The organism is Telluria sp. RT2P19, from assembly GCF_059685725.1.
Map to the genome: position 1 here is coordinate 200880 of NZ_JCASIL010000005.1, position 25744 is coordinate 226623.

A 25744-nucleotide genomic window follows, 5' to 3' on the forward strand; every position below is an offset into this window, starting at 1 on the left:
CAACGCTGGGCAAGGCAAGGGACAGGGCGGCGGCGAGTGCGCCAAAGCTGCGACGGCTGATCTTCATGCGTGAGGCGTAGCTCCAAAAGAAAAACGGCCCGCGCCGGGAGGTCGACCACCTCCGCAGCACGGGCCATCAGTGTAGAGCAATCAGAAGAACTTGTAGTTGGCCAACAAGGTAAACGAGCGGCCACGCGGATCGGCGACGCGCGGCTCCCAGCTGCTGCCGGCACCGGTGTTGCTGTCGTAGGTGATCGCGAATGGCGGATCTTCGTCCAGCAGGTTCTTGACGCCCGCAGTGAGGGTCAGGTTCTGGAAGCCCGTGTAGTTCACCGACAGGTTGAAGATCGAGTAGTCATCGACCTTGCGCTCGTAGTTCGTCGGCACGATGCGGCCGCTGGCCACGCCCGGCAGCACCTGGTCGTCATAGCCCGAGCGATAGATGTTCTGCAGCATGCCGCTCCAGTTGCCGTACTTGTAGGTGGCGTAGGCGCTGTGCTTCCACTTCAGGCCCAGGTCGCCGGTGAACAGGAAGCGGCCCACTTCGCTCTCGCCGAACTCGGCGTTCCGGGTAGCGCGCGACTTCTTCTCGAGCAGGCGCGAACCATCGATGCCGATGCTCCAGATCGAACCGGTGCTGAACTTGCCGTTCAGGCGAGCGCCGACTTCCACGCCGCGGGTGATGCGTTCACCGGCATTGAGCCAGCGCTGGTCGATCACCACCAGGTTGCCGGCCTGGTCGCGGATGAACTGCTCCTGGAACAGGTTGTAGTTCTCCACCATGGTCGCCACGTTGAATGAGTCGATCGTGTTTTCCTTGCGGATCTCCCACAGGTCGGCGTTGGCCGAGAAATAATTGGTCGGCTCGAACACCACGCCCAGGCTGGCCTGCTTGGCCGTTTCCGGTCCCAGCGTATCCTTGCCGCCGGTAATGGTGACCGGGTTGACGGCCTGGCAGCCGGCGATCGTGCTGTCGACGCGGCCAGTCGGGCAGGTGGCGGGGTCGGCCAGGTCCTTGCCGGCGTATGGCGACTCGGTCAGGCCATTGAACAGCTGGTTGAACGACGGCGCGCGGAAGCCCTCGTTGTACGATCCGCGGAACATCAGCGATGGAATCGGCTGGTAGCGGAACGACACCTTCGGATTGGTCGTTGCCCCAAAGCCCGTGTAGTCGTCGCGGCGGATGGCGAAGGTCAATTCCAGCGCCTGGGTTACCGGCACCAGTACTTCGGCGTAGACCGCCTTGATGTCGCGCTTGACCTTGTCGAGCGCATTGACGTCGTCGAACGGCGCGTTCAGGATCGCCGGCCGTTCATTGGCGGCGCGGCGGTCGCCGTTGAACTTGTATTCTTCGCGACGCAGGTCGGTGCCGACTGCAGCCATGACCGGCCCGGCCGGCAGGTTGAACAGCTCGCCCGAGACCGCGGCGTCGAACTGAGTCATGGTGACCTTCCCGCCATACATCACCACACCAGCGGCCGAGGTGGCGCGGATCGCGTCGATCGCTTCCTGGCTCTGGGTCTGGCCCGGCAGCAGGAAGGGATTCACGATGCCCGAGCCAAGCACATTGGCCAAAGCCTGGGTGTAGTTGTAGCCGGTGCCCAGCGTCGAATCCGATTCGCTGAAGGCGCGCGACAGGCCGACGCGGTAGTCGTAGCGCTTGCCGAACAGGTTGAGGGGACCATCGGCGCCGAGCAGCACGCGGCCGGCCTTGGTCTCGGTCTCGATCTCGCGGTTGCCGCACTCCATGCAGCGCCAGCGGTAGGCGATCGGCAGGCCGTAGTTGGCCGAGATGCCCGGGAAGACCTTGACCAGTGCATTGTAGACGTCGTTGTAGGCCGCGCCGGTGCTTGGATAGAACGAGGTCGGGCCGAAGGTCGAGGCGGATGGCGACACCTGGTTCGGCGAGAAGCGCTTGGCCACTTCGACGCGCGAACCCACGCCTTCGGCAAAGAATTCATGCTCGCCCAAGCGGAAGGTGGCGCGCGCCAGCGCGTTGGTGTTCTTGACCGGCTGCTGCAGCACGGCGGCGCGCCCGGTGTCCCAGGCGCAGCCATAGGCCGAGCCGGGCGAATCCCACAGCTTCTCGTCGTAGGCGCCCATGCCGTCGATGCTGTCGCATCCCGGCCCACCCGGCAGGTCGAGCAGGCTGATGCCGTTATAGGCGACGGTGCCGCCGCCCGGGATGGTCGGGCCGGTGCCGGTGCGCGACAGCAAGGTCGGCGCCAGGGTGGTGGCGAATACGTTGGCGCTCGGCGTGCCGCGCGTATCGACCGACACGCCGCGGTTCGGCTGGAAGGTGTTCACGAAATCGCGCTGGTCGCCGCGCAGCGCCTTGTTCTCGCTGTGGGCGGCGGTCACCAGGACGTTCCAGCCCTGGGTATCGAGGTCGCCCCAGCCGCCGGTCAGGGTGGCGCGGCCGATCTCGCCGCCGCCCGCTTCGGTCACGTCGGTGAAGGCCTGGGCTTCCAGGCCGTTATAGTTCTTGCGCAGGATGAAGTTGATCACGCCGCCGATCGCGTCGGTGCCGTAGACGGCCGATGCGCCGTCCTTCAGCACTTCGACGCGCTCGACCGCCGCCATCGGGATCGAATTCAGGTCGACCGCGGAACCCTTCATGCCGTGGGTCGCGACGCGGCGGCCATTGAGCAGGACCAGCGTCGAATCGGCGCCCTGGCCGCGCAGGTTGGCGCTCGAGGCGCCGTTGTTGCCGCGCTGGGCGCCGGACGTCACGTCCGCGTTCGAGGCCAGGTTGTCGGAGCCGTTGCCGTTGACGTTGAGGGTGGCGATGAGTTGCTCGGCCGTCACGATGCCCTGGTCTTCGAGCTGTTTGCGCGAAATGATCTCGACCGGCAGCGCACCCTCCTTGGCGATGCGCTTGATGCTCGAGCCGGTGATTTCCACCCGCTGCATCGACGCGTCGCCTTGCGCCTGCGCCTGCGCCAGGAGCGGGGCGGCGACGCCCATCAATGCGATCAACCGTGCCAGTTTCTTTAATTTCACCGTGTTTCTCCTAATGTTACCCGTGGCGGTCTTGGGCCAGATTGGTGCACTGCGGGTGCCCGCGCTGGCCTGCTCTGTTCGTAATGGCTAGTTCGCTCTTAGCATTACCTTATGTTCTGAATTCAGAGTACGCCCAGAAATTTCGTAGGTGCCAATGAATTATCCAGAGGGAAGTATAACCAGCAGGAATATTTTATTTAGGAAAAACTAACGAAATCTATCGCTTCGCTCTAGGCGAACGTGCCCTTTGCGCAACATCGACATCGAGGTAACGCCAGGTCGTGAATTCGACCGGATGTCGTTTGTAGTTTTTCAACCACGGATGACGCAGGTCGCCGGAGAGAACATGGGTCAATGGGACCCATGGGTTATAGGCGTGCAGGAGCTGGTTCATCTCGAAGTACAGCTTGTTGCGCTCCGCACCATCGCTGAGCACACGCGCCCTTTCGTAGCGCACGTTGTATTCCGGCAGGTTGAAGCGGGCGTAGTTGGCGCGGCCTGCGTTGGGGCCGTACAGCAGCTGGTAAAAATTGTCTCCGTCGGGGAAATCGGCGATCCAGTTACTCTCGAACATCTGCACCGTGCCCAGGCGCGAGGCCTTGATGATCTCGGTCTTCTTGTCCGATTTGAACACGACGCGCAGGCCGATCGCGTTCAGGCATTTGCGCCACAGCTCGTCGCGCAGGCGGCCGCCGACGGTGGCTTCGCTGTGCATGGTGAGCGTGAGCGGCTTGCCGCCCGGGGCACGGCGAAACCCGTCGGGATCACGCTTGTCGTAGCCATGGCGGTCCAGCAGCGCATTGGCCAGCGCCGGATCATGGGGCACGGGGCTGCGGTAGTGCGGATCGTAGCCGAGCACATTCGGCGGCAGCGGCGATTCGGCCTTGATCGCGAAACCCTTCTTGAGCAGCGCGATGTCCTCGGCGCTGTCATACGACAGCGCGATCGCGCGCCGCAGCGCCACCCTGTCCTTGCTGTAGCCGCCGACCACCGGGTCGTTCATGTTCATCCACATGTAATAGGTCTGCAGGACGGGAAAGCGCGACAGCACGATGCCGCGCGCCGCCAGCTCGGGCTTCAACTGGCCATCGCGCACCACCATCTCGGTCATCGATTCGGGAATCTGTTCCAGGTAATCGTACTCGCCGTTCAGGAAGCCCAGCATGCGCCCCTGGAATTCCTCGGCAATCTTCACTTCGACCCGGTCCACGCGAGGCAGGCGCTTGCCGTCCAGGGCCGTGGCGATCGCGCGGTCTTCCGGGTCATCGCCCGGCGTGCCATAAAATACCGCCGTCGAATAGGGATTGGCCAGCAGGACGATGCGGTCGCTGCGCTTCCATTCGCCGATCATGAAAGGCCCCGTACCGACCGGATGGTTGCCGGCCTGGCCCGGATAAGCCGCGATCACCTCGCGCGCCACCACGCCGGTGGCCGGTGTCGCCAGATAGAACAGGAAGTTGTTGTCGGGCGCGGCCAGGCGGATGCGCAGGGTGTAGCGGTCTACCGCCTCGGCCCGCTTGCCCTCGAACATATAGGACCAGGGTGACCGGAGCGACGGGTCGAGCAGGCGCCGAAGGCTGTAGACATAGTCGGCGGCGGTCACTTCGCGTTTCACGCCCTTGAAGGCCGGGTCGGGCGTGAAGTAGATGCCGGGACGGATGCGGAAGGTATACGTCAGGCCGTCGGCGCTTACTTCCGGCATCGCGGTCGCCGTGTTCGGGCGCAGCTTCGCCGGCCGCGCCAGGTAGTCGTAGCGCAGCAGCGGATCGAACAGGTTTTCCAGCAGCGACAGCGTGGCGTTGTCGGACGCCACCGCCGGGTCGAGCCCGGTTTCGCTGGTGGACAGGAACATGCGCAGCACTTTCTGGGATGACTGCGCAGGCGGCTGCGCCTGGGCCAGCGCCGCCTGCGCACCGAGGCAGGACAGGATGAATAGGAAGGCGGCTGCGGTGCGGAATATCATGACGGCGGGTCCTGTTGGGCGTTGCGTATCATAGGCCGGCGCCCAGGCAGAGGCAACGCTCATAACTTTTGCGCATGGTGCGGCTGCATACTTTCATTCATGCAGCTTGCTCTAAGCCACTGTCCACTGCACAATCGTACGCTACCCAGCAGCGAATCATCACATGGCACTCAATTACATCTGGACGGGCTTCTTCCTGGTCGGCTTTATCGCGGCGCTGGGACAATGGATCTTCCTCGGCGATACCGAGGTCTTCAAGCGCATCATCGACGGCACCTTTTCGTCGGCCAAGATGGCGGTGATGGACATCGCGCTGCCGCTGGCCGGCGTCATGACGCTCTGGCTCGGGATCATGAACGTGGGCGAAAAAGCCGGCGCGATCAATGCGTTCGCGCGCGTCATCGCGCCCTTCTTCTCGCGCATCTTCCCCGGCGTGCCGAAGGACCACCCGGCCAACGGCCATATGGTGATGAACTTCTCGGCCAATATGCTGGGCCTGGACAACGCCGCCACGCCGTTCGGCCTGAAGGCGATGGAAAGCCTGCAGTCGCTCAATCCCAGGAAGGACGAGGCCAGCGACGCCCAGATCATGTTCCTGGTGATCCAGACCTCGGGCCTGACCATCATCCCGCTGGCCATCATGGCCCAGCGCGCGATCCTGGGCGCGGCCAACCCGGCCGACATCTTCATCCCGACCCTGATCGCCACCTATTGCTCGACCATGACCGGCATCATCGCCGTCAGCCTGCGCCAGCGCATCAACCTGCTCGACCCGGTGGTATTCGGCTGGATCGGCGGCGGCACCGCGCTGATCGGCGCCCTGGTGCTGGCGATCACCCAGTTCATGGACAAATCCCAGATCGAACTGTTTTCGGTGGTCGCCGCCAACCTGATCCTGTTCTCGGTGATCGCCGTCTTCATGACCGGCGCGCTGCTGAAAAAGGTCAATGTGTTCGACGCCTTCATCGAAGGCGCCAAGGGCGGCATCGAGACCTCGCTCAAGATCATCCCCTACCTGGTCGGCATGCTGGTGGCGATCAGCGTGGTGCGCAATTCCGGCATCCTGGGCCTGATCGTGAGCGGCTTCGCCTGGATCTTTAATGCGCTGGGCCTGCCGACCGACTTCGTCGGCGCGCTGCCGACGGCGCTCATGAAGCCCCTGTCGGGCAGCGGCTCGCGCGCCATGATGATCGACGCCATGACCACCTATGGCGTCGACTCCTTCGTCGGACGCCTGGCCAGCATCCTGCAGGGCGCCGCCGACACCACTTTCTATATCGTCGCCCTGTATTTCGGCTCGGTCGGCGTCCGCAAGACGCGCTATGCGATCGGCTACGGCCTGCTGGCCGACCTGGCCGGCGTCATCGGCGCCATCTTCGTCGCCTACCTCTTCTTCGGTTAAAGGACCAGCATGTTCCGACGCACGGCACTCGCCCTCGCCCTCTTCACGAGCTTCGCGTTCGCCCATGCCCAGCTGCCGCAGCCGGTGGCGCAGGCGCTGCGGCAAAACGGCATCGCGCAGGACGAGATCGGGATACTGGTGCTGCGCGGCGACGCCACGGTACTCGAACACCGGTCCGGCCTGCCGATGCAGCCGGCATCGACCATGAAGCTCGTGACGACCCTGGTCGGACTGGAACGCCTGGGGCCGGTCTTTCGCGGCCGCACCGAGCTGCGCACCACGGGCCGGGTCGAGGATGGCGTCTTGCGCGGGAGCCTGTACCTGAAGGGCGGCGCCGATGCCGACCTCTCCGGCGAGCATATCGCCGACATGCTGCGCGCGCTGCGCTACGACGGCATCGAGCGCATCGAGGGCGACCTGGTGCTTGACCGCGAGTTGTTCCAGCCGGCACGGCCGGACGTCGGCCTGCCGCCCTTCGACGAATCGCCCGAAGCGTATTACAACGTGATTCCCGACGCCCTGCTGGTCAACAAGAACATGCTGCAGCTCGACATGCGCTCGAGCGCGTCACGCCTGCAGCTGCGCATGCATCCCGAGCTGGAGCGCGTCTCGGTGACGTCCGAGATGATGCTGGTCGACGCCGACTGCGCGCAATGGGAAGACGGCTGGAAGTTGCCCGAGACGCGGCGCGAAGCCGATGGCCGCATCAAGGTGGTCTTGCGCGGCACCTTCCCCAGGAACTGCAACCGCAGCTATGGCGTCAATGTCCTGGATCGCGACGACTACGTCGGCCGCCTGCTGCGCCAGGCCTGGAGCGACGGGGGCGGCGTCCTGAGCGGCCGCACCATCGCCGGCGCGACGCCGCCCGAGGCCCGCCTGCTGGCCGCCCATGTATCGCGGCAGCTGCCCGAACTGGTCCGCGACATCAACAAGCCTTCCGATAACGCGCTGGCGCGCACCCTGTTCCTGAGCCTGGGCAGCCTGCAGGCCGACCCGGTCGCGGGCAGTCAGGCGCTGCCAAGCGCACAAGGCTCGACCTTCGCGCGCGCCGACGCCGCCATTCGCGGCTGGCTGCGCGACAAGCAGATCGACGACACCGGCTTCGTGATCGACAACGGCTCGGGCCTGTCGCGCATCGAGCGCATCAGCCCGCAGCAGATGGCCCGGCTGCTGCAGGCCGGCCTGCACAGCCCCTGGGCGCCGGAATTCCAGTCCAGCATCCCGATCGGCGCGGTCGACGGCACCATGCGCCGCCGCCTGCAGGACAGCCCTGCCGCCGGCCGTGCGCGCCTCAAGACCGGCACCTTGCGTAACGTCACGGCGCTGGCCGGCTATGTGCCGGACGCGAACGGCATTGCCTGCGTGTTGGTGGCGATGATCAACAGCGAACAAAGCGGCAACGGCCGCGGACGCGTGGTGCTCGATGCACTGGTCGATTGGGTCGCGCGTTCGGGTGCGGCCCCGGTGGCGACGCCCGTCGCGCCATGAACCGGAAGTGTACAGGCGAATATTGCTATTGAAACCGAGTAACTAACGAATAGCTATAATTCGTTAGTTTTCGATAGCAAAAACTGACACAATAGCGGCCGAAAGCGTGTCCCGCGCTTCCGGTTTCCGTCTCCGCAGGACGCGTTACCGACCTTCAAGATTGGCCGTCCTGATCATTCATGAAATTCCACCCACTGAGCGGAGAATTCGCGCGCGCCGCGGACGAGACCGAATTCCTCAACAGCCAGTTGCCCCGCACGCGTGCGCTGCTGGGTTTCACCCTGCTGTTCTGCGTCGTGTTCTTCCAGTTATTCTTCCTGACCGATATCGCAGCGCTGGGGCTGGACGCCGCGCTCCGTGAAACCCTCCCGGCGCGCCTGGGCGTCGCACTCATCGGCGGCACCGGCGCCTGGCTGGCCTATCGCCGTCCGCTGAAGGTAGCAGCCACACGGCTGGCCGCATCGAGCGCGGAGTTCCTCTCGCTGCTTTGCTTCATGGTGGTCGCGCTCGCGCGTCCGCACGAGGTGCACTGGCATGCGCTGTCGATGGTGGTGATCCAGGTCGTGATCTACCTGTACATCCCGAACCGGCTGGCCTATGCCACCGCCATCGCCAGCGGCGGCGTGGTCATCTTCCTGGCGCTGGTGCACTTCATGCTGCCGCCACGGCCGATGGCCGACCTGCTCACGATGGGCATGCTGCTGGCGATGATCAATACCTTCGGCATCCTGGCGGCGCGCCGTTTCAACCGGGTGGCGCGCGAGGAATTCCGCCTGCAGACCCAGCTCAAGCGGCTCGCCGAGCGCGACCAGCTCACCGGCTGCTACAACCGCCACTACCTGAACGATCACCTGCTCGGCGCCGAACTGGCGCGGGCGCGGCGCTTCGGCCATGCGGTATCGGTCGTGTTGTGCGATATCGATCACTTCAAGCACATCAACGACAACTTCGGCCACCATCAGGGCGACAATGTGATCCGGGGCTTCGCTACCCTGCTGCAGGGGATGACGCGCCAGGGCGTCGATGCGGTGGTGCGCTACGGCGGCGAGGAATTCCTGCTGATCGTGCCGGAGACGGGCCTGGCGGGAGCGGCCGCCCTGGCCGGGCGCCTGCGCGACGCCTTCGCCGCCAGCTGGTTTACGGTCGATGCCGAGCCGGTGCCGACCAGCGCCAGCTTCGGCGTGGCCACCTTCGATTTCGCGAGCAAGGATCTGCGGATTACCTTGCCCGACCTGATCCTGGCGGCCGACAAGCAGCTGTATGCGGCCAAGCGCAATGGCCGCAACCGGGTGGAGTCGACCGAACTCGCCTGAACCCTACAAGACGCGGCGATAGGTGGCGCGCACCAGCTCACGGTCGCCGCAATCGAAATGCCACCACTCGGTATTGATGCCCAGGAAGCCGGCCTGCAGCATCGCTTCGCGCAGCAGGCGGCGGTTGGCGATCTGCCGCTCGGTGAGCTGTCCCGCCAGCAGGAAGCCCTCTTCCAACGCCGGATGCGACAGTTCCGTCATGTCGTCGAAGCCGGTGCCCATATCCAGCTCGGCGCCATCGCCATCGACCAGCGTAAGGTCGAGCGCCATGCCATACGAGTGGATCGAGCCGCGCGCCGGATTGGCGAGATACAGCCGCAGGTCGGTGCCCTCGAGCGCATCCCATAACTGCTGCTGCACGCGCTGCGGCCGCAGGGCGTCGAGCACCAGCGGCGTCAGGTCGGGACGGCGCGACGCCAGCCAGGCGACCACGCGTTCCAGCGCCTTCGCCGCCTCGACGTGCAGCCAGGCGCAGTCGTACGGCGAATACAGGTCGCGCCCGACGAAGTTGTTGGGCGTGGCATAGCGCAGGTCGACCCGGATGCCGGCGATGCTGCTCAAATGGCGGAAATCCGGGCTGGCGGCGATGTCCTCGCTGGCGAGGGTCAGGTTCATCTACTTGTTTTCGAGACAGGCGCGCGCGGTCGCGCCGATACAGTTGGCCAGCTCGCGCGCCCCGTGCGACAAGGGGGAATGGCTGGCGGTGAGCAGGTACAGGTGCACCGGGATCGACGGCGACCACTGGCGGCACTGCACCTTGTTGGGTGCGGCCGAAGCAGCGGTGAAGGGGTCGAGGATGGCGGTGCCGGCGCCGGCCTCCACCAGCGAGCGCGCGATCTGGTAGGTCTGCACCACGGTGCGAAACACCGGCTGCACACCCTGCGCCTCGCAGGCCGCCACCACCATCTCGCCCAGCGGATCGCGGTCGGCCAGGCCGATCAATTCGCCGCTCAGTTCCTCGGCCGAAATGGGCTTGTTGCACGCTTCCTCGCTCCAGGTGCCGGCGGGCGCCACCACGGTCAGGAGGCCGTGCGCGATCGGTTCGGCGACGATGCCGGGATGGCGCGGATCCTGCAGCGACAGGGCCAGGTCGGCCTCGCCCAGGCGCAGCGCGTTCACGATCTCGCTGGTGTGGTGTGTGGCGAGTTCGCAACGGGTGTCGGGAAAGTCGCGGCGCCAGGCCGTCATCCCGACCGGCAGCACGCTGACCGCGATGGTCGGCGTCGACACCAGGCGCACCGTCTCGACCGCGCGGCCCTTGAGGCTGGCGGCCAGGCGGCGGATGCCCTGCAGGTCGCGGTTCAGTTTCTCGGTTTCGGCGAACAGGCGGTGCGCTTCCGGCTTCGGATACAGCTTGCCGCGCACGCGCTCGAACAGCGGCATGCCCAGCTGCAGCTCGGCATGCTGCAGCACCTTGGTCACCGCCGGCTGGGAGATATGCAGCACCTGGGCGGCGCCGCTGATGGTGCCGACTTGCATGATGGCGTGGAACACCTCGATATGACGCAGACGCATTGCTTCATCCTTCAGTAAGAACCCGCTCTGCATACGCACAGGGCGGATGGGCGAAGGATACAGCGAAAACCGCGGCGCGGCGATGGGTCACGGCGTGTTCACTGGCGGCGTGGCCGGGATGGGCGCCGGCACCGGCGCGGTCGGCGGCACGTTTTCCAGCGCGCCGGGCAGTGGTTCGGCGGTCGGGGCCGGGGCCGGCGTGGGCGACGGAACCGAAGCAGGGGCTGCCGGTGGCACCGGCACGCCCGGCGGCATTGCCGGCGGCACGGTCGATGGCAGTGGCTGGCCCGGCATCGCCTGCCCCGGCTGTGGCTGGACCGGAATCACCGGCATCGGCGGCGGCGGCGTGCCGGCCGGCGTAGTCAATACTTCCAGCAGCGCCGCCGTTTCGGCATCCGGATTGCCCGCGATGTCACGCGGACGGTATTTCATCTGGAACGCGGCCAGCGTGGTGCGGGTCGCTTCGTCATAGAGACCGCTCTGGACGATGCCGAAACCATGGGTCGCCAGCTTGCGCTGGAACCAGCCGACGTCCGGCAGCAGGGCGTCGAAGGCGGGACGCACGGCGGCCACGCGGGCGGCGTCCGGCCACAGCACCAGGCCCTCCTGCGCCAGGCGCTGCCACGGGAATTGCGGACCCGGGTCCTGCTTGCGAAGCGGCGCGATATCGCTGTGGCCCAGCACGTTCTCGGGCGCGATGCCGTGGCGCTGGACGATGTCTTTTACCAGCGGGATCAGGGCGTCGACCTGCGCCTGCGGGAACGGCGCATAGACGCGGCCCGCCGGCGTGTCCTTCCAGCCGGCGTTGACGATCTCGATGCCGATCGAGCTATTGTTCAGCTGGGTAAAATTCTTCCAGCTCGAGTTACCGGCATGCCAGGCAGCGCGGTTCTCGTCCACCAGACGGTAGATCTTCGGCGTGGCCTCGTCGGTCAGCAGGTAGTGCGAGCTGACCTGCTGCTCGGTCAGGATCTTGATCGAGGCGGGTGTGTTGGCGACCGTGTAGTGCAGCACCAGGAAGCGCGCCCGGCTCGACTGGCCTTTGGCGTCATACGTGGTGTCGTAGCGCGGCGTGGTGGAGCAGCCTGCCAGCACCGTCAGGGCAAGTAGGGCGGCGATCGATTTCATCTTGTTCTCCTTGGTGGTTTCTTGTTGTTCAGCCCAGCGCCAGGCGCGCCGCCGCGTGGTGCGCGCGCAGGCCGGTCTGGGTGAAGGCGATGGTCGCATCGGTATCGGCATGCAGCGCCGCGCGCATGGTGTCGGCAATGACGGGATGCAGCTCGGCGGCGCGGCCCGTCAGCGCCACCGGCCGCGCGCCGAAGCGGCGGACCAGGGCCGCCGCCAGGCGCGCGAGCTCGCGGCCCGCGTCGGCCAGGATGGCATGCGCCGCCGGGTCGCTTTCGGCGCTGGCGGCGACGGCCAGCGCCAGCTTGCCGACCGTTCCCCGTTCGCTATGGTAGATGAACTGGCGCGACTGGGCCCAGTCGGCACCGCCGATGTGCGCGAACACGGCGTGCGCCATCGGCGAGGCCCGCCAGCAGCCGGGATCCTCGTCTTCTCGCCGCCAGATGTGGCGCAGCGCCTGGCGCGCAATCCAGAAGCCGCCGCCGCCATCGTCCAGCACCACGCCACGGCCACCGGCGCGGTGGAAAACCTGTTGTTCATCGATGAAGGCGCCGATCGAACCAGTGCCGGCATAGACCAGGTAACCCTGGCCCGGCGCGAAGCTGGCGCGGTAGGCGATCTCGATATCGTTGCACAGGACGACCGCGCTCGGCGCCACGCCCAGCAGGGCAGCCAGCCAGCCTTGCAGCAACTCGCCATCGCCGCCAAAGCCCGTCAGGCCGGCCTGCACCCGTACCGGATTCGCGTGCTGCAATACCGCCGCCGCCAGCTCCTCGAACGTGGTGCGCACGGCTTCGCGGCCGTGGGGCGTGGCCATCTGCAGGGCCGAGAGCCCGGCGACCGTGCCTTCGGCCAGGATCGCGCCGCCGGGTGCGGCCAGCGCCCAGCGCGTCTGGGTGCCGCCGGCATCGATGCCCAGGCCTACGCCATGCAGGTTGTCTTGATCAGTCGGCATATCGGGATGCTACCTGCATTATGGTTTCGACCACACACGCACGCGCTCACCCTCGTTGCCGAGGCGGTCGACGGCGCTCACCACCACGACCTCGGCCGGGCCGAGGCGGGCATCGTCCGACACCGTCCAGCTCGCGCGCGACGCCGGCGCCACGGCGAAGCGCCATTCGCCGCCGTGGCGGGCCCAGATCGCGTACAGGGAATTGCCCTTGCCGGCCTTCAGGCTCAGGTCGACCGACTTGGCGCCGCGCGCCGCCTTGATCGCGGGCGTGCCGGGGCGCGCGCTACCCAGCCATGGCGTGGCCGGCACCAGCGCCTGGCCGGTGTAGCGGCTCGCGCGCAGCTGGTCGCTGATGCCCTTGCGGTTCTGCATCAGGGCCACCATGCTGAAGTGGATATGGCCGGTGGCGCGCGGACGCGAACGGGTCACGCTCACCTGCTGCAGCACTTCGTCCGGCTCGTAGTCGCGGGTCGGCGCCCCGATGCGGCTGGTGAACAACCCCGGCCAGATGTGGCGGCCCATCGGGTTCTGCCCGATCCAGTAGTCGAGCAGCACGTCGTAGGCCTGGCCCGGCCCCTTGATCGGCCAGTACAGCTGCGGCACGAAGTAATCGAGCCAGCCCTTCTCGAGCCACAGCTCGGCGTCGGCATACAGCTTGTCATACTGCGAGAAGCCGACGATGCCGGGCGGGCGGCGGTCCGGGCGGCCCAGCCCAAAGGGGCTGACACCGAAGCGCACCCAGCTCTTCTCGGCGTGGATGCCCTTGTACATGGCCTCGATCAGCCGGTTGACGTTGTCGCGGCGCCAGTTGGCGCGATCCAGCTGGCCGCCGCTGGTGAGATAGCGCTGCCAGGCCGGATCGTCGGGGAAGTCCAGCTCCGCCTTGGCCGTGCGGCCGTCCAGCGCCGCGGCATTGCCCGCCACCGCCGGCGTGGCCTCGATCGGGTAGGGATAGAAGTAGTCGTCGATATGCACGCCGTCGATGTCGTAGCGCCGCACGACGTCGAGGATCACGTCCATCGTCTGCTTGACGGCGGCCGGCTCGCCCGGGTCCATCCACATGAACTTGCCGTAGCGCTTGACGATCGCGGGGTTGGTATTGGTGATGTGGTTCGGCGCCGATTGCGAGCGCGCCGCATCCATGCGTGCGCGATAGGGGTTGAACCAGGCATGCAGCTCGAGGCCGCGCGCGTGCGCCTGATCGATCCAGAATTTGAGCGGGTCATAGGCCGGCTGCGGCGCCTTGCCTTGCGCGCCGCTCAGGTACTCGGTCCACGGCTCGATCTTCGATGGATAGATCGCGTCGGCCGACGGACGCACCTGCAGCACGATGGCGTTCAGGTTCAGCATCCTGGCGCGGTCGAGGATGGCGATGGCTTCCTGCTGCTGCCTGGCCGAGCTCAAGCCCGGTTTGCTGGGCCAGTCGATATTGGCGACGGTCGAGACCCAGGCCGCGCGCAGCTCGCGCGGCGCGGCCGGCGGATCGTCGCCGCCGCTGGTTTCCGCGACCGGCACGGTGCGGGTGAGCGGCTTGGTGCCGCAGCCGGCCAGCAGGCCGCCGAGAGCGAAGGCGCTGGCCATGCCGAGCGTGAAAGCGCGTTTGTTCAGGTTGGGAAGCAAGATGGCTCCTTGTGTGTTCTGTTCAGACTTTGACGAACCAGCGCCGGCGCCACATCCACCAGGCGATGGAGAACATGCAGGCATTGAAGGCGATGGCGTACAGTAATGAGGTGTTGCGTGGGTCCAGCGGCAGCGCGGCGAACGGCGCGTACAGGATCTGGCCGAGCGCGCGCCGGCTGCCGTCGGGCTGGGTGAGCGCGATAAAACCGAGCATCTTGGCGACCAGGCCCGAGAGGGCGAAGATGAACAGCGCGTTCATGCCGTAGATGACGAACGGTGTGCCCAGGCGCGCGGCGCATTCGCGCAGCGCCCTGGAAGGCGCCGCGTCCAGCAGCCAGTAGCTGGCGCCGAAGGCCAGCAGCGCCCAGCCGCTCATCCACAGGCAGAACGACGGCGTCCACAGGCTTTTATTGATCGGCATGAGCAGGGCGTCGAGCATGGAACCCAGCGCCAGGCAGGCCAGGCCCGCCAGCATCAGCCACACGACCTGCTCGATGCGCGACAGCGCCGAGAGCAGCAGCCGTCCGGCCAGCACGCCGAACAGCAGGCTGCACACGGCCGGCAGCGTGGACACGAGACCTTCCGGGTCCCAGGTCCTTGCCGCTGCCCACAGGTGGCCGTTCATCAGCGTGCGGTCGATCCAGGCGCCGAAGTCCTGGCCTGGCTCGAGCACGCCGGCGCCAATGGCGGGGACCGGTACCAGCAGCATCAGGACGCTGTACAGCGCCAGCATCAGCAAGACCGCGATGGCCTGGCCGCGCCACGTCAGGTAGACCACGAGCGGCGCGGCCAGCAGGGTGCACAGCGCGATCCGCTGCAGCACGCCCGGAATGCGCACGCTGTCCCAGTCGAAGCGCGGGATCAGGTTGAGCAGGAAGCCGATCAGGAAGATCAATGCGGCGCGTTTGGCGAGCTTGATGAGCAGCTGCGGCTTGTCGGCGCCGGCGGCGGCCAGGCGCCCCAGCGACAGCGCCATCGCGACGCCGCCGATGAACAGGAAGAAGGGGAAAATCGTGTCGGTGAACGTCCAGCCATGCCAGGCCGCATGCGCGAGCTGCGCATGCAGATTGCCCCAGTCGCCTGGATTATTCACGAGCACCATCGCGGCGATGGTAAAGCCGCGGAAGGCGTCGAGCGATGTCAGGCGCAGCGGTGCGTCGCTCATGGTCCTTATTTTTTCCCGAACTCGGGATCGATCTTCACCAGCGCCGCCACGATGAAGGCGGGAACGGTCGCCAGGCAGGTCCAGATGAAGAAGTGCTGGTAGCCGAGATACTCTTGCAGGTCGCCGCTCCACATGCCCGGCACCATCATGCCCAGCGCCATCAGGCCGGTGCAGATCGCGTAATGGGCGGTTTTATTGGGACCGTCGGCCACCATGATCATGTACATCATCATCGCCGTGAAGCCGAAGCCGTAGCCGAACTGCTCGAGCGCCAGGAAGGCCGATACGGTCGCCAGGTCGGTCGGCTGGGTCTGCGACAGATAAACGAACACGAGGTCCGGCAGGTGGATCGCGAACACCATCAGCCACAGGCAGCGCTTGAGGCCCAGGCGCGAGATCAGCCAGCCGCCGGCCAGGCCGCCCAGCGTCAGCGCGATGATGCCGACGGTGCCGTAGGCGATGCCGTATTCGGCGGTGGTGAGTCCCAGGCCGCCTTCGCTGACCGGGTCCTTCAGGAACGGCGCCACGAGCTTGAGCAACTGGGCCTCGCCCAGGCGGAAGGTGAGGATGAAGGCGACGATCATCCAGATGTCGCGCTTCTTGAAGAAGGCGGCGAAGGTGCCGAAGAAGTCGCGTAGCGGATTGTCGCCGCGGGCGACGGCTTGGTCGTCTTCAGGCACCGGCAGCGCGAACTGGTGCCAGGCGAAGGCCACGAAGAAGATCCCGGCCAGCACATAGAACACGATCGACCAGGCTTGCTTGACGTCGCCCAGGCTGACCGCCAGGTAGCCGGCCAGCACCACCAGCGGACCTTGTCCGACCAGGGTCGCCAGGCGGTAGAAAGTGCTGCGCACGCCGACGAAGGCGGCCTGCTGCTGCTGGCGCAGGCCCAGCATGTAGAAGCCGTCGGCCGAGATGTCGTGGGTGGCCGAGCTGAACGCCATGACCCACATGACGGCCAGGCTCACGGCGAAGAAGGCGGGCGTGTGCAACACGGTGCCGACCGCGATCAGCGAGGCGCCGACCGCCAGCTGCAGCAGCACGGTCCAGCGGCGCTTGGTGCCGAACATGTCGACGATGGGCGACCACAGCGGCTTGATCACCCACGGCAGGTACAGCAGGCTGGTATAGAAGGCGATGTCGGAATTCGAGACCCCCATGTCCTTGTACATGATGACGGACAGGCTCATCACCACGACATAGGGGATGGCCTGGGCGAAGTACAGGGACGGCACCCATAGCCACGGGCGGTTTTCTTGCGGTTTCTGCATGTCTCTTTCGTCTGCCGGCAGGCCAGGGGTGCGGGAAAGGCGCGCTTGAGGCGGATACCTCAGGCGAGCGCCTGGCGCACGCTGCCGCGCGCCGCTTCCAGCAGCGCTTGCGCCTGCTCGACACTGGTTTGTTTGGACAAGGCCACGATGGCGGTCTTGACGTGGAATCCGCATTCCTCCAGCACCGCCCGCGCGGCTTCCTCGTCGGCGCCGGTGGCGAAGCTGGTGAGGCGGATCGCGCGCCTGACCAGTTTGGCATTGGTAGCCTTCAAGTCTACCATCAGGTTACCGTAGACCTTGTTCAAACGGACCATCAGCGCGCTCGAGAAGGTGTTCAGCGCGATCTTTTGCGAGGTGCCCGCCTTGAGGCGCGTGCTGCCCGACACGACCTCGGGGCCGGTATCCAGGGTGACGCCGATCTCGGCTTCCTGCGTGACCGGCGCATCCGGATTGTTGGCGAAGCCCACCGTCAGCGCGCCGACCGCGCGCGCGGCCTTGATCGCCCCCAGCACGTAGGGCGTGCCGCCGGATGCGGCGATCGCCAGCACCACGTCGTCCGGGCCCACGTTCACGCCGCGCAAGTCGGCGCCGCCCTGTTCGAAATCGTCTTCCGCGCCTTCGACCGCGACGAACATCGCGTCGCTGCCGCCGGCCAGCAGCGCCACCGCGCGTCCATGCGGCCAGGAGAAGGTCGGGTACAGCTCCACGCTGTCGAGCAACCCGAGGCGGCCCGAGGTGCCGGCGCCGACGTAGATCAGGCGTCCACCCGCTTCCATGCGCGGCAGCGCGGCGGTGACGGCGGCGGCGATGCGCGGCGCGGCATTGCGCACCGCCTCGACGGCCTGGAACTGATCGTCGACGAAGACATTCACCAGTTCAGTGGTCGGATACTGGTCGAGGGCGGCATGCGCCTGGGAAGGGGTTTCGGTATTGAGCATCGCCGTCTCTGGAGTAGCAAGTTCGATAAAACCAGTGTAATACCAATTCGGCAAGCCATCCCATGAAAGGATCGGCCGCCGCCATGCCGGGAAGTTATGCGGGCGCCCCCGGCGTAGGCCGCCGCAGCTCGGCCACGAAGTCGTAATGGTCGCTGCGGCAGTAGGAATGGGTCAGCTCGACCGGCTCGCCCGACTCCAGGTAGCCGACGCGGGTAATGAACAGCACCGCGCGGCCTTCCGGCACATCGAGCCGCGCCGCCAGTTCGGCGTCGGCATTCATGGCGCGGATGTGCTGCAGCGCGCGTACCGGCAGGTGGCCGGTCTTGCCCAGGTGGGCGTAGAGCGAGGCCGCCACGCGCTCGGGCCGCGGCAGCACGGTGGCTGGAATCAGGCTGACTTCGTAGGCCATCACGATGTCGTCGGCCAGGCGCAGGCGCTCCAGGCGCGCCACCCGCGCGCCGGGCGACAGGCCCAGGGACAGCTGCTCGTCGGCGTCGGCCAATACCACTTCGCGCCGCAGCCATTCCGAGCGCGGGGTATAGCCGCGCTGCTGCAGCTGCTCGGAAAAGCTCGACAGATTGGACAGCGGCTGCTCGATACGCGGCGCGATGTAGTTGCCCGAGCCGCGGCGGCGCACCACGAGACCCTGCTCGACCAGCTGGTCGATCGCCTTGCGCGCGGTGACGCGCGAGACGTCCAGCTGTTCGGACAGCATGCGTTCGGACGGCAACGCCTGGTCGGCCTGGTAGCGGCCGTCGCGCACGTCCTGCGCCAGCTTGCGCGCCAGCTGCATGTACAGGGGGGAGTTGTCGTCCAGGTTGACCTGGAATCCGGGAACGCGGGTGTTCATACCGTGGAAGCATACCACTTGAGACCAATACAAAAGAGTTATGACTTCCCTACGGCTATTCATTAGGCAAGCGTTTCGCGCTGTCCGTATCCTGATCCGGCAAACCCAATAAAAAAGGAATGGAATGAATCACGGTAGACGATCCCTGCTCGGCATGGTCATGCTGGGTGCGATGGAACCGCTGTTCGCGGCGCTGCCGCAAGGGGCGGGCGGCGTGGCTTCCACGCTCGACGCCGAGCTGGCCGCCATCGTCGACGACCCCACATTCCCGCTGGCCAGCCTGTCGGTGACAGCCTTGCGCGCCGGCCAGCCGGTATACGAAGGCGCGTTCGGCCGCCGCACGATCGGCAATGGCGCCTTCCCCGACCGTCCGGCCACGCCTGACACGCTGTACCGCATCGCCTCGATCTCGAAGCTCGTCACCACGCTCGGCCTGATGCGCCTGCTGGAAGAAAACAAGGTCGACCTCGCGGCCGACGTCTCGGGCTACCTCGGCTTCATGCTGCGCAATCCGCATTTCCCGGCGCAGCCGATCACCCTGCGCCACCTGCTGCTGCATACCTCTTCGCTGCGCGACGACGGCGGCTACTTCTGGCCGGCGGCGACCGCGCTGAAGGACGTGCAACCGGCCTGGTCGAATGTCGCCGGCCCGGACGGCGCTTACTATAGCTACTGCAACCTGGGCTTCGGCCTGGTCGGCACGATCATGGAACGCGTCACAGGCGAACGCTTCGACCGCCTGATGGCGCGCCTGCTCTTGCAGCCGCTCGGCCTGGAGGCAGGCTACAACCCGTCCGACCTGCCGAAGTCGGCGCAGGACAGGCTGGCGACAATCTACCGCAAGCGCCCGGCGGACAGCGAAACCTGGAATCCAGACGGGCCCTGGGTCGCGCAAGTCGACGCCCCCGGCATCCAGCCGCCACCCGGCCTGGACGGTTACGTCCCGGGGACCAACGCCACGCCGTTCAGCCCGACCGGCGGCCTGCGCATCTCGGCGCGCGACCTCGGCGTCGTCATGCGCATGCTGATGGCCGGCGGCGTCCATCAGGGCCAGCGCCTGCTGCAGCAAGCGACCGTCGAGCGGATGTTCGCGCGCCATTGGGCCTACGACGGCGTTGGCGGCAACGGTAATCCGCTGGGCAGCATCCTCAGTCCGCGCGGCCTGGGCAACGCTCATTATCCCGACCGTCCCGGGATGTGGCTGACGCCGGGCTTTGGCGCGGTCGGCCACCTGGGCGACGCCTACGGCCTGCGTTCGATCCTGGCCATGGACCGCAGCCGCGGCAACGGCGTGGTGGTGCTGGCCGGCGGCAGCGCGCGCGACCCGGCGGCCAACCCGGGCCGCGACTCCGCGCTGGCGCGCTACGAAGAGCGCGTGCTGGGGAGCGTATTGCGGCGCGCCATCCTCGGCCAAGCCGCCTGAATGACCACCACGATGCGCGCATATATTCCGGTTATGACTTCGCCCCCACCATTCATTGGCCGGCCGTTCAAGCAGCCTCTAAGCTCGTTAACCTTATTTGAACGAACGAGTCCGGCATGCAGCACATAATCGTCATCGGCGGCGGCGTCGTCGGCCTCGCTTCGGCCTGGTGGCTGGTGGAAGCCGGCCATGCCGTTACCCTGCTCGAGCGCGCGCCGGAAGTCGGCAACGGCGCCAGCTACGGCAATGGCGGCCAGCTCAGCTACCGTTACGTCTCGCCGCTGGCCGACGAGGGCATTCCGCTCAAGGCGTTCAAATGGCTGTTCCAGGCCGACGGACCGCTGCGCTTCAAGCCCGAAGCCGACCTGCGCCAGTACCGCTGGCTGGCCAGCTTCCTGGCCCACTGCCGCGCCGATGTCAACCGCCGCACCACGGCCAAGCTGCTCGAGCTGGGCGAGTTGTCGCGCCGCGCGATGCAGCAGCTCGAACTGGTGGTGCCGCCCGAATCCTTCCACTGGCGCGACGCCGGCAAGCTGGTGGTCTACCGCACGCGCGAGGTATTCGACGCCGCTACGTCCAAGCCGGGCGCCGGCCAGGTCTGGTCGCCCGAGGAATGCGGCGCGCGCGAACCGGCGCTCGGCGCAAGCCAGCACCTGCTGGCCGGCGGCATCTACAACGCCGGCGAGGCGGTGGCCGACTGCCACGCTTTCTGCGTGGCCCTGGCCGGGCGCCTGCGCGCACATCCGCGTTTTCGCGGCTTCGTGCACGGCGAGGCGCGCGGCCTGTACGCCGAGCGTGGACGCATCCGCGGCGTCGAAACCGCCGGCGGCCTGCTCACGGCGGACGCCTACGTGCTGGCCGCCGGCATCCAGAGCCGCGACCTGGCCGAATCGATCGGGATCCACCTGCCCCTGTACCCGCTCAAGGGCTACAGCCTCTCCGCGCCGATTCGCCAGGATGACGTGGCGCCCGAGATCAGCGTCACCGATTTCGAACGCAAGGTGCTGTATGCGCGCATCGGCGACCGGCTGCGGGTGGCGGCGATGGTCGACATGGTGGGCGAAGACCTGCGCCACGATCCGAAGCGGGTCGAAGGCCTCACGCGCCAGGTGCGCGAAACCATGCCGCGCGCGGCGGATTATTCGCAAGTAGCGGTGTGGGCCGGATTGCGGCCGGCCACGCCGAGCAGCGCGCCGATCGTCGGCGCCACCCGCTATGACAATCTGTGGCTGAATGTCGGGCACGGGCCGCTGGGCTTTACCTTTGCCTGCGGGACGGCGGCGGTGCTGGCCGAGCTGGTGCAGGGGAAGGCGCCGCCATTCGCGCTCGATGGGTTGACGCTGCGTCACTGACACCGTTGTTGTCACATAAGCACCAGGATTGACGCTCATGCACCGCGCATGACCGGCGTCGGCGAAATCGCGGATAATTGCCGCCATGTCCACGCGTCCCACCTCTGCCTGCCCTTGCGGCGGCGCCGCTTTCGAGCGCTGCTGCGGTCCCTACCTGGCCGGCACGGCCATGGCGCCGACCGCCGAAACCCTGATGCGCTCGCGCTATACGGCGTTCACGCTCAAGGACGAACCGTATCTTGTTGCCACCTGGCATGCCAGCACCCGTCCGCAGGAAGCAATCCTCGACGACGCCGAGCCCGTGCGCTGGCTCGGACTCGAGATAAAAACTGCTTTACGTTTACGTCAACGTAAAGCAGAATTGCCGGACGATCCAGAGCAAGACCCGAACCGCGACACGGTCGAATTCGTCGCCCGCTTCAAGGTCGGCGGCCGTGCGCAGCGCATGCACGAAGTCAGCCGCTTCGTGCGCGAGCCCGGCCCGGATGGCGCGCTTCGCTGGTTCTACCTGGACGGCAGTTTCCCCGACAAGAAGTGACCGCCCTAGGCGGACGAAGAAGAGACGAGAAAAGAGGACGGCACATGCCCCAGATCGAAAGCAAACTGAACCCGCGCGGCGAGGACTTCAAGACCAACGCCAGCGCGATGCAGGCGGTGGTGGACGACTTGCGCGCGCGCGTCGCGCAACTGGCCAAGGGCGGTGGCGAAGCCGCCTGCGCCAAGCACGTTGCGCGCGGCAAGCTGCTGCCGCGCGAGCGCGTCGAACACCTGCTCGATCCAGGCACCCCCTTCCTCGAATTCTCGCAACTGGCCGCCTACGAGATGTACGACGGCGCCGCCCCCAGCGCGGGCATCATCACCGGCATCGGCCGCGTGTCCGGCCAGGAATGCGTGATCGTCTGTAACGATGCCACCGTCAAGGGCGGCACCTACTATCCGATGACGGTGAAAAAACACCTGCGCGCGCAGGAGATCGCCGAGCAGAACAACCTGCCCTGCATCTACCTGGTCGATTCGGGCGGCGCCAACCTGCCCAACCAGGACGACGTGTTCCCCGACCGCGACCACTTCGGCCGCATCTTCTACAACCAGGCGAATCTCTCCGCCAAGGGCATCCCGCAGATCGCCGTCGTGATGGGCTCGTGCACCGCGGGCGGCGCCTATGTGCCGGCGATGAGCGATGAATCGATCATCGTCAAGGAACAGGGCACGATCTTCCTCGGCGGCCCGCCGCTGGTAAAAGCCGCGACCGGCGAAGTGGTCAGCGCCGAAGACCTGGGCGGCGGCGACGTCCATACCCGCCTGTCGGGCGTGGCCGACCACCTGGCCCAGAACGACCCGCACGCGCTGGCGCTGGCGCGCACCATCGTCTCGAACCTGAACCGGGTCAAGCCGGGGTCGGGCGCAATGCCGGGCGCGCTGCGCGACAGCGTCGGGCCTAAGTACGCACCCGAAGAACTGTACGGGGTGATCCCGGTCGATACCCGTAAACCGTTCGACGTGCGCGAAGTGATCGCGCGCGTGGTCGATGGCAGCGAATTCGACGAGTTCAAGGCGCGCTACGGCACGACCCTGGTGTGCGGCTTCGCCCATATCTACGGCATGAAGGTCGGCATCATCGCCAATAACGGCATCCTGTTCTCGGAGTCGGCGCTGAAGGGCGCCCACTTCATCGAACTGTGCTGCCAGCGCAAGATTCCGCTCGTCTTCCTGCAGAACATCACCGGTTTCATGGTCGGCCGCAAGTACGAAAACGAAGGCATCGCGCGCAACGGCGCCAAGATGGTCACGGCGGTGGCCACCGCCGCGGTGCCGAAGTTCACCGTCATCATCGGCGGCTCTTTCGGCGCCGGCAACTACGGCATGTGCGGCCGCGCCTTCTCGCCGCGCTTCCTGTGGATGTGGCCGAACGCGCGCATCTCGGTGATGGGCGGCGACCAGGCGGCGTCGGTCCTGGCCACCGTCAAGCGCGATGGCATCGAATCGAAAGGCGGCCAGTGGTCGCTTGACGAAGAAGTCGCGTTCAAGCAACCGATCAAGGACCAGTATGAGCACCAGGGCCACCCCTACTACGCCAGCGCGCGCCTGTGGGACGACGGCGTGATCGACCCGGTTGATACCCGCATGGTGCTCGGCCTGGGCCTGTCGGCGGCAATGAACAAGCCGATCGAGGACACGAAGTTCGGCGTGTTCCGCATGTAAGGGAAAGATGACCATGGACTATCAAACCCTCACCATCGCGATCGCCGACAAGGTTGCCACCGTCACCCTGGACCGACCCGAGCTGCGCAACGCCTTCAACGAACATGCGATCGCCGAACTGGCGCTGGCCTTCGACGAACTGGGACGCAACGAGATGGTGCGCGCCATCGTGATGGCCGCGAACGGCCCGTCCTTCTGCGCCGGCGCGGACCTGAACTGGATGAAGAAGATGGCCGGCTACTCGCATGAAGAAAACCGTGAGGACGCGCTGCGCCTGGCGGACATGCTGCGTACGATCTACCTGTGCCCGAAACCGACCGTGGCCAGGGTCCAGGGCGATTGCTACGCCGGCGGCATGGGTCTGGTGGCCGCCTGCGACATCGTGGTTGCCGTGGACAGCGCCGGTTTTTGCCTGTCCGAAGTGAAGCTCGGCCTGATTCCGGCTACCATCTCGCCTTACGTGATCAAGGCCATGGGCGAGCAGGCCGCGCGCCGCTATTTTCTTACCGCCGAGCGCTTCGATGCGGCGCAGGCGCGCCGCATCGGCTTCGTCCATGAAGTCGTCAGCGCCGATGCGCTGGACGCAACCGTTGCCGGTATCGTCAAGTCCCTGGTCAATAACAGCCCGAACGCCGTGAAGGAAGCCAAGACGCTGGTGCGCGAGATCGTCGGCAAGACCGTCGACGATGCCCTGCTGGCGGATACGGCCGGGCGCATCGCCGCCATCCGCGCTTCGCTCGAGGGACGCGAAGGCGTGGCTTCCTTCCTCGAAAAACGCAAGCCGACATGGCTACATTCATAGATATTGGAAACCTGAAGTGACTCAATCGACCTCTTCCGAGTGGATCGCGCGCAGCCTGCGCAGCGTATGGCATCCCTGCACGCAAATGCAGCACCACGAAGAGGTGCCGCTGATCGCGGTCAGCCACGGCAAGGGCCCGTGGCTGTACGACTACGACGGCAAGCGCTACCTGGACGGCATCAGCTCCTGGTGGGTCAATATGTTCGGCCACGCGAACCCGCGCATCAACGCCGCGCTGAAGGACCAGCTGGACAAGCTCGAACATGCGATGCTGGCCGGCTTCACGCATGCGCCGGTAGTGGAACTGGCCGAGCGCCTGTCCGCACTGACCGGCCACGCGCTGGGCCACGCCACCTTCGCCTCGGACGGCGCGTCGGCGGTCGAGATCGCGATGAAGATGAGCTTCCATGCCTGGCGCAACGCCGGCAAGTCGACCAAGCAGGAATTCGTCTGCCTGCAGGGCAGTTACCATGGCGAGACCATCGGCGCGCTGTCGGTCACCGATGTCCCGCTGTTCAAGGATGCGTATGGCCCGCTGCTGCGCGCATCCACCGTGGTCAGCGCACCGGACGCGCGCAATGCGGGCGAAGGGGAGACCGCCCAGGACGTGGCGCGCCGCGCGATCCTGGAAGTGAAGGACCTGTTCGAACAGCGCGGCGACAACATCGCCGCCATCATCGTCGAACCGCTGGTGCAGTGCGCGACCGGCATGGCGATGTACGACCCGCTGTACCTCAAGCTGCTGCGCGACCTGTGCGACCAGCACCACGTGCACCTGATCGCCGACGAGATCGCGGTCGGCTGCGGCCGCACCGGCACCTTCTTCGCCAGCGAGCAGGCCGGCATCTGGCCGGACTTTCTTTGCCTGTCGAAAGGGATCAGCGGCGGCTACCTGCCACTGTCGCTGGTGCTCACCCGCGACGATATCTATCAAGCCTTCTACAGCGAAGACATTGCGCGCGGCTTCCTGCACTCGCATTCGTACACCGGCAACCCGCTGGCCTGCCGCGCGGCGCTGGCCACGCTCGATATCTTCGAACAAGACGATGTCCTGAACCGCAACCGCGAGTTGGCGACCAGGATGACGATCGCATTGGCGCCGCTGGCCGAACATGAACGCGCACGCCACTTCCGCCAGCGCGGCATGATCTTCGCCTTCGACGCGATCGAACCAGACCTTGACCGCGCTTCGACCTTCTCGCGCCGCTTCTTCTCGACCGCGGTCGAGAACGAGCTGCTGCTGCGCCCGATCGGCCGCACCGTCTACCTGATGCCGCCGTACGTGCTGGACGACGAAGACGTCGCCGGCCTGGCTGCGCGCACGCTCAAGACCTTCGAGTCGGTGATCGCGGGTTGA

At 66.4% G+C, this 25744-nt stretch carries 20 protein-coding genes; 9 read left to right on the top strand and 11 right to left on the bottom strand.

The window, feature by feature from the left end; translation table 11 throughout:
* Positions 1-150: 150 nt before the first annotated feature.
* Together AC56KW_RS09050 and AC56KW_RS09055 are read right to left on the bottom strand one after the other, a co-directional pair.
* Positions 151-3003 (bottom strand): TonB-dependent receptor domain-containing protein, encoded by a 2853-nt coding sequence (locus AC56KW_RS09050; protein ID WP_497170398.1) that lies wholly within the window; start codon positions 3001-3003, stop codon positions 151-153.
* A 217-nt stretch (positions 3004-3220) separates the two neighbouring features.
* On the bottom strand, positions 3221-4966 hold the full coding sequence (locus AC56KW_RS09055) for an ABC transporter substrate-binding protein (protein WP_497170399.1): 1746 nt from the start codon (positions 4964-4966) through the stop codon (positions 3221-3223).
* 163 nt (positions 4967-5129) lie between these two features.
* On the opposite strand from AC56KW_RS09055, the gene AC56KW_RS09060 reads away from it, so the two are divergent.
* The 3 genes from AC56KW_RS09060 (at position 5130) to AC56KW_RS09070 (ending at position 9169) form a co-directional block, all read left to right on the top strand.
* Positions 5130-6368, top strand: a complete 1239-nt coding sequence (locus AC56KW_RS09060) for a nucleoside recognition domain-containing protein (protein ID WP_497170400.1) — start codon at positions 5130-5132, stop codon at positions 6366-6368.
* A 9-nt stretch (positions 6369-6377) separates the two neighbouring features.
* A complete protein-coding gene (gene dacB / locus AC56KW_RS09065) occupies positions 6378-7856 on the top strand; it encodes a D-alanyl-D-alanine carboxypeptidase/D-alanyl-D-alanine endopeptidase (RefSeq protein ID WP_497170401.1) in 1479 nt (492 codons plus the stop codon).
* Between the two features lie 179 nt (positions 7857-8035).
* Positions 8036-9169 carry a GGDEF domain-containing protein gene (locus AC56KW_RS09070; protein WP_497170402.1) on the top strand — a complete coding sequence of 378 codons (1134 nt, stop codon included), beginning with the start codon at positions 8036-8038 and terminating at the stop codon, positions 9167-9169.
* A gap of 3 nt (positions 9170-9172) precedes the next feature.
* On the opposite strand, the gene AC56KW_RS09075 is transcribed toward AC56KW_RS09070, so the two are convergent.
* The 9 genes from AC56KW_RS09075 to AC56KW_RS09115 all read right to left on the bottom strand — a co-directional run bounded on the left by AC56KW_RS09075 (position 9173) and on the right by AC56KW_RS09115 (position 18608).
* Positions 9173-9784, bottom strand: coding sequence for a M15 family metallopeptidase (locus AC56KW_RS09075; protein ID WP_497170403.1), 612 nt, complete (start codon positions 9782-9784; stop codon positions 9173-9175).
* Positions 9785-10684 carry a LysR family transcriptional regulator gene (locus tag AC56KW_RS09080; protein WP_497170404.1) on the bottom strand — a complete coding sequence of 300 codons (900 nt, stop codon included), beginning with the start codon at positions 10682-10684 and terminating at the stop codon, positions 9785-9787.
* An 87-nt stretch (positions 10685-10771) separates the two neighbouring features.
* Positions 10772-11812 (bottom strand): N-acetylmuramoyl-L-alanine amidase, encoded by a 1041-nt coding sequence (locus tag AC56KW_RS09085; protein WP_497170405.1) that lies wholly within the window; start codon positions 11810-11812, stop codon positions 10772-10774.
* 28 nt (positions 11813-11840) lie between these two features.
* Positions 11841-12764, bottom strand: a complete 924-nt coding sequence (locus AC56KW_RS09090; protein WP_497170406.1) for an N-acetylglucosamine kinase — start codon at positions 12762-12764, stop codon at positions 11841-11843.
* Between the two features lie 18 nt (positions 12765-12782).
* Entirely contained in the window at positions 12783-14384 is a 1602-nt protein-coding gene (locus AC56KW_RS09095) for a glycoside hydrolase family 10-like protein (RefSeq protein WP_497170407.1), read from the bottom strand.
* 22 nt (positions 14385-14406) lie between these two features.
* Positions 14407-15549, bottom strand: coding sequence for an acyltransferase family protein (locus AC56KW_RS09100; protein WP_497170408.1), 1143 nt, complete (start codon positions 15547-15549; stop codon positions 14407-14409).
* A gap of 5 nt (positions 15550-15554) precedes the next feature.
* Positions 15555-16820 (bottom strand): MFS transporter, encoded by a 1266-nt coding sequence (locus tag AC56KW_RS09105; protein ID WP_497170409.1) that lies wholly within the window; start codon positions 16818-16820, stop codon positions 15555-15557.
* Between the two features lie 59 nt (positions 16821-16879).
* Positions 16880-17758: an N-acetylmuramic acid 6-phosphate etherase gene (murQ, locus tag AC56KW_RS09110; RefSeq protein ID WP_497170410.1), complete on the bottom strand. Its 879-nt coding sequence runs from the start codon at positions 17756-17758 to the stop codon at positions 16880-16882.
* A gap of 94 nt (positions 17759-17852) precedes the next feature.
* On the bottom strand, positions 17853-18608 hold the full coding sequence (locus AC56KW_RS09115) for a GntR family transcriptional regulator (protein ID WP_497170411.1): 756 nt from the start codon (positions 18606-18608) through the stop codon (positions 17853-17855).
* Positions 18609-18732: 124 nt separating this feature from the next.
* On the opposite strand from AC56KW_RS09115, the gene AC56KW_RS09120 reads away from it, so the two are divergent.
* The 6 genes from AC56KW_RS09120 to bioA all read left to right on the top strand — a co-directional run bounded on the left by AC56KW_RS09120 (position 18733) and on the right by bioA (position 25744).
* The gene (locus tag AC56KW_RS09120; RefSeq protein ID WP_497170412.1) at positions 18733-20031 is read left to right on the top strand and encodes a serine hydrolase domain-containing protein; all 1299 of its coding nucleotides are present in this window, start codon (positions 18733-18735) and stop codon (positions 20029-20031) included.
* 116 nt (positions 20032-20147) lie between these two features.
* Positions 20148-21383: a D-amino acid dehydrogenase gene (locus AC56KW_RS09125; RefSeq protein ID WP_497170413.1), complete on the top strand. Its 1236-nt coding sequence runs from the start codon at positions 20148-20150 to the stop codon at positions 21381-21383.
* Positions 21384-21468: 85 nt separating this feature from the next.
* The gene (locus AC56KW_RS09130; RefSeq protein WP_497170414.1) at positions 21469-21921 is read left to right on the top strand and encodes a YchJ family protein; all 453 of its coding nucleotides are present in this window, start codon (positions 21469-21471) and stop codon (positions 21919-21921) included.
* A 44-nt stretch (positions 21922-21965) separates the two neighbouring features.
* Complete coding sequence (locus tag AC56KW_RS09135) at positions 21966-23585, top strand: carboxyl transferase domain-containing protein (RefSeq protein ID WP_497170415.1); 1620 nt, start codon at positions 21966-21968, stop codon at positions 23583-23585.
* Between the two features lie 13 nt (positions 23586-23598).
* Positions 23599-24387 (top strand): enoyl-CoA hydratase/isomerase family protein, encoded by a 789-nt coding sequence (locus AC56KW_RS09140; protein ID WP_497170416.1) that lies wholly within the window; start codon positions 23599-23601, stop codon positions 24385-24387.
* A gap of 16 nt (positions 24388-24403) precedes the next feature.
* Positions 24404-25744, top strand: coding sequence for an adenosylmethionine--8-amino-7-oxononanoate transaminase (bioA, locus tag AC56KW_RS09145; protein WP_497170417.1), 1341 nt, complete (start codon positions 24404-24406; stop codon positions 25742-25744).